The following is a 4,069-nucleotide window of genomic DNA, read 5'->3' as shown; positions in this document are numbered from 1 at the left end:
GTATAACAAATCAATACCTACACCATGACCTATTCTACAGCACAAACGAGCCTCCTCATCGGATTCTTCATCCTCTCCGTGTCAGTCACCGCTCAAGTGGAGATCCAAGATGAATTGGGATACCTTGCTCCCACAGAAGAAAGCACTACGAAGCTTGAGACCTACACTGATTTCGCCTCCCAGATGGATGCATTGTATAACCGTCATACCAAAATGGCCACTTCCCAATTGTTCAAGTACGTATCCAAGAAAGTCATCTATCCCGAAAGTCAACTGGATGCAGGGATCGAGGGGACCGTATTCGTTGAAGTCGTATTGAATGATTCGGGAGAAGTCGTGGATTCTAAGATCGTCAAGGGCCTCGCCCCCAGCTTCGATGAGATGGTCCTGCGGGCCATGAAGCGCATGAAGAAGATCCAGCTTTCCGGAGAAGATGAATACAAGGGTGCCATGACCATCACCGTCCCGGTCCACTTCAGCGTGAATTGATCTTCAGAAATTCGTTATCCAGACCGACCCACTGCGAATTTCAATCAGCTGATGACCCACTTATGACCTCGTTCCGAATTGCGTTCTTTCACATCTTCCACCTCCTCCATTTGCATTCATCGATGATAGTTGGGTATCATTAACACAGATTATTTTAATGCATTAGCACGACATGCGAAAAACGATCGCTCTTCTTCTATTCCTATTCATCATGTTGCAGGTAGGGTCTCAAGCATTTTCTAAAGATGAGAATAGCAAGGTCTACCAGCGATTGATGCAGATCGAAGATCCTGATGAGGAACAGATCGATTCAATGATCCAGTGGAGTATCGTCTATAGTTATCTGGATAAGGACAGCTGCCTGGCCATAGGGTCCAAGGCAGTCGATGCGGCCCAAGATTCAAAGTCGGATCTCTTACTGGGAAAAGCTCTCATCGAGCTAGGGGATTCCTATCGCTTATTCGATGACCTCGTGATCGCGGAGGACTTGCTGATGCAAGGGAAAGAGATCTTCCAGCGACTCGATGACCCCCATCACTTGGCCTTGACCCAAAACAAATTGGGCGCTCTGATGAAGAACAAGGGAGATAACCAGATGGCCATACGCTACTATCTACAGGCCTTGGAGACCTGGGAAGAAATGGAGGACCTTGAGAATGCCGTCAAACCTTACATCAACATTGCGGCCGTCTTTCAAATCACTTCACGGCCTCAAAAGGCCATCGAATACAACCAACGAGCATTGGAGATCGCTGAAGAGATCGAAGATGAACGGGCGATAGGATACGTGGCCAATAACATGGCGATCATCTATAGCCATCAGGCGATGAAGTATCAGCGTATCGCAGATACGACCCGAACGGACGTCTCTCTTTATGAAGACAGCGCCACATTTGCCATCGAGCAATCCCTGGATAATTACGGAAAGGCTCTCGCCCTGGCACGCAAGCAGGAAGATAAGATCGGGATCCAGAGGGTATTGGGCAATATGGCCGACATCAAAGTGCTACAGGGAGAACTGGAGGATGCACTGGCATTGAACACGGAGATTGAAGGGATGATCGATGAGGTGGGGGCTACTTTACAGGACATCAGACAAAAGACACGACAAGCGAGGATCTACAGACTTATGGGAGACCATAGAAAAACCATAGAATATGGAGAGCAAGCGCTCGAGGCCGCACGGTCGCAAGAACTCGAGCGGGATATGGCCGAGGCCCATAAAGAACTTCACCTATCCTATAAGGAGATAGGGAGGATAGAAGATGCCTTGACCAGCCTAGAGGCCTTCAAAGCCTATACCGACAAGAATGGAGCTGTGGAACGTAACAAGGCCATTGCTGAAGTGGAATCCCGCTACCAGAACGTACAGAAACAGAAGCAGATCCTCGAGCAGCAGAACGATATCCTAGCATTGGAATCGGAAAAGGCCCAGGTAGAAAAACAGCGCAACATCATGCTAGGGGGTGGGCTATTCTTAGGCCTCTTGGCTTTTTTCGGCTTTCAACTCCACCGTATCCGGAAGCAACGGAACGATAAGATCGCCTTTGCAGAGGCATTGATCTTTGCACAGGAAGAAGAACGCAAACGCATCGCCCGGGATCTACATGACGGGGTGGGTCAATCGCTACTTCTCATCAAGAAACAGATCCAAACCACTAAGGATAGCACCGAGGAGAATCAGAAACTCATCAGTGAGACCTTGGAAGAAGTACGGAGTATCTCACGCGACCTCCACCCTTTCCAATTGCAGAAATTCGGGCTTACCGCGGCTATTGAAGGAATGATCGATAAGGTCTCCTCTTCTACAGAACTCTTCATCAGCAAAGAATTGACCCCGATAGATGAACTATTCAGCGATAAAGAAGAGATCCACATCTTCCGGGCCATCCAAGAGGCTCTCAACAATGTGGTCAAACATGCAGGGGCCAGCGCGGCCAAGGTGAGCATCACACGAGCAGTCGATCGCGTGGACATTCAGATCCAGGACAATGGTGTAGGCTTCGATGTGGATTTGAAGAAGGGAGTATCCAAGAGCTTGGGTCTGAAGACCATGTCAGAGCGTATCTTGGCCATTGGTGGTTCATTGACCATTCAGAAAAACAGTCCGAAAGGAACAAAAGTGAATATTCGGATTCCTATACAGACCTGATCACCTAATAGCATGACGAGTCAAAAGAAGATCACCGTTTTCAATGCGGATGATCATCCGATATTGAGAAAAGGCATCTCCGACCTCTTGATCGAGACCGAAGGGCTGGAATGGGTCGGCAGTGCGGATAATGGGAAGGACGCCATGGAACACATTCGGAGCATCCGTCCAGATATAGCCCTACTCGATATCGAGATGCCGCACTTCACCGGATTGGAGGTGGCCAAGACTCTATTGGAAGAAGGGCTGGAGACCCGTTTCGTCCTTCTGACATTATTCAAGGATGGTGATTTCCTGAATAAGGCATTGGCCATGGGTGTAAAAGGCTATCTGATCAAGGAGAGCAGTGAGAAGGAGATCATCGACTGCATACATACCGTGGCCGAAGGACGATCCTACGTCAATTCCAGCCTGACCCATCACCTGATCCAGCAAGGCTCTAAAAAGGACGATCTGTCCCAAAAACTATCCGAACAGGAGTTGAATATCTTGAAGCTCATCGCCCGTCAGAAGACGAGTGCTGAAATTGCGGACATGCTCTTCATCAGTCCTAAGACGGTGTCCAATCACAGAAGCAATATCAGTAAGAAGTTGGACTTGAACGGGGAACAGAACGCATTGCTCAAATGGGCCATCGAGAACAAATCCCTATTGGAGCAGCTCAAGTAGCGAACGGTATCTTCCGAGTCCATTTGATGGACGACAATTCCATACTGAGAATAAATCAGTTTGACTCCTGACATAGGTCATATAAAGTTCTGTCGTATGTATAATATTCATACTTCACCAAAAGTACCGACCATGAAGACCCTGACCCTATTCCTCTCTCTATTCCTAGTTCCATATAGCATACATGCCCAATTCGAATCCGGAGAGTCTGTCCTCATCAGCGAGGATATGCCGGATGACCTCTATGCTGCTGGAGGTGAGGTACAGGTCTCCGCCAAAGTGGATGGCGATCTATTGGCCACAGGAGGTCAAGTGAGCGTATCGGATAGTATCGGCCAAGACCTGACTATAGCAGGTGGGAGTGTTCAGATCTTCGGGGCCATTGGAGATGATCTACGATGTGCAGGGGGCGAATTGAACATCAACAGCACAGTGCGCGATGATGCCGTGATCTTCGGGGGCGACATACATATCGGTCCGGATGCCGTGATCGCTGGGGACCTCATCATATTCGGTGGTACTATTCATGTGTAAGGTGAAGTATTGGGAGGCGTACGCATCTCTGGAGGGGAATTGACCATGGATGGGACAGTACATGGCCCTTCTCGACTGAGTGCTGAGGATCTGACCTTTGGCGAAAAGGCCCGTTTCCATGCCGATGTACACTACTGGAGGGAGAATGGTGAACAGGACCTCAATGGTAAAATGCTCACTGGCACGGCATTTTTCGATGAATCCATGGCCTGGGAGGCCAATGAC

General features: G+C 48.9%; 5 protein-coding genes. All 5 read left to right on the top strand.

The window, feature by feature from the left end; translation table 11 throughout:
• Window positions 1-24: 24 nt before the first annotated feature.
• Entirely contained in the window at window positions 25-489 is a 465-nt protein-coding gene (locus tag HKN79_10045; GenBank protein NNC83909.1) for an energy transducer TonB, read from the top strand.
• A 172-nt stretch (window positions 490-661) separates the two neighbouring features.
• Window positions 662-2,641: a tetratricopeptide repeat protein gene (locus HKN79_10040; protein ID NNC83908.1), complete on the top strand. Its 1,980-nt coding sequence runs from the start codon at window positions 662-664 to the stop codon at window positions 2,639-2,641.
• A gap of 12 nt (window positions 2,642-2,653) precedes the next feature.
• The gene (locus HKN79_10035) at window positions 2,654-3,310 is read left to right on the top strand and encodes a response regulator transcription factor (protein ID NNC83907.1); all 657 of its coding nucleotides are present in this window, start codon (window positions 2,654-2,656) and stop codon (window positions 3,308-3,310) included.
• Between the two features lie 132 nt (window positions 3,311-3,442).
• Window positions 3,443-3,844 carry a hypothetical protein gene (locus tag HKN79_10030; protein ID NNC83906.1) on the top strand — a complete coding sequence of 134 codons (402 nt, stop codon included), beginning with the start codon at window positions 3,443-3,445 and terminating at the stop codon, window positions 3,842-3,844.
• Window positions 3,845-3,853: 9 nt separating this feature from the next.
• A partial coding sequence (locus tag HKN79_10025) for a hypothetical protein (GenBank protein ID NNC83905.1) occupies window positions 3,854-4,069 on the top strand: 216 nt, incomplete at its 3' end.

It is taken from the genome of Flavobacteriales bacterium (assembly GCA_013001705.1).
GTDB lineage: Bacteria > Bacteroidota > Bacteroidia > Flavobacteriales_D > JABDKJ01 > JABDLZ01.
This window is presented reverse-complemented; position numbering and strand designations above follow the sequence as displayed.

Excerpts from the sequence above, each read along its gene's own strand:
- HKN79_10040 (NNC83908.1), top strand. The coding sequence starts at position 662 with ATGCGAAAAACGATCGCTCTTCTTCTATTCCTATTCATCATGTTGCAG.
- HKN79_10030 (NNC83906.1), top strand. The coding sequence starts at position 3,443 with ATGAAGACCCTGACCCTATTCCTCTCTCTATTCCTAGTTCCATATAGC.
- HKN79_10035 (NNC83907.1), top strand. The coding sequence starts at position 2,654 with ATGACGAGTCAAAAGAAGATCACCGTTTTCAATGCGGATGATCATCCG.
- HKN79_10045 (NNC83909.1), top strand. The coding sequence starts at position 25 with ATGACCTATTCTACAGCACAAACGAGCCTCCTCATCGGATTCTTCATC.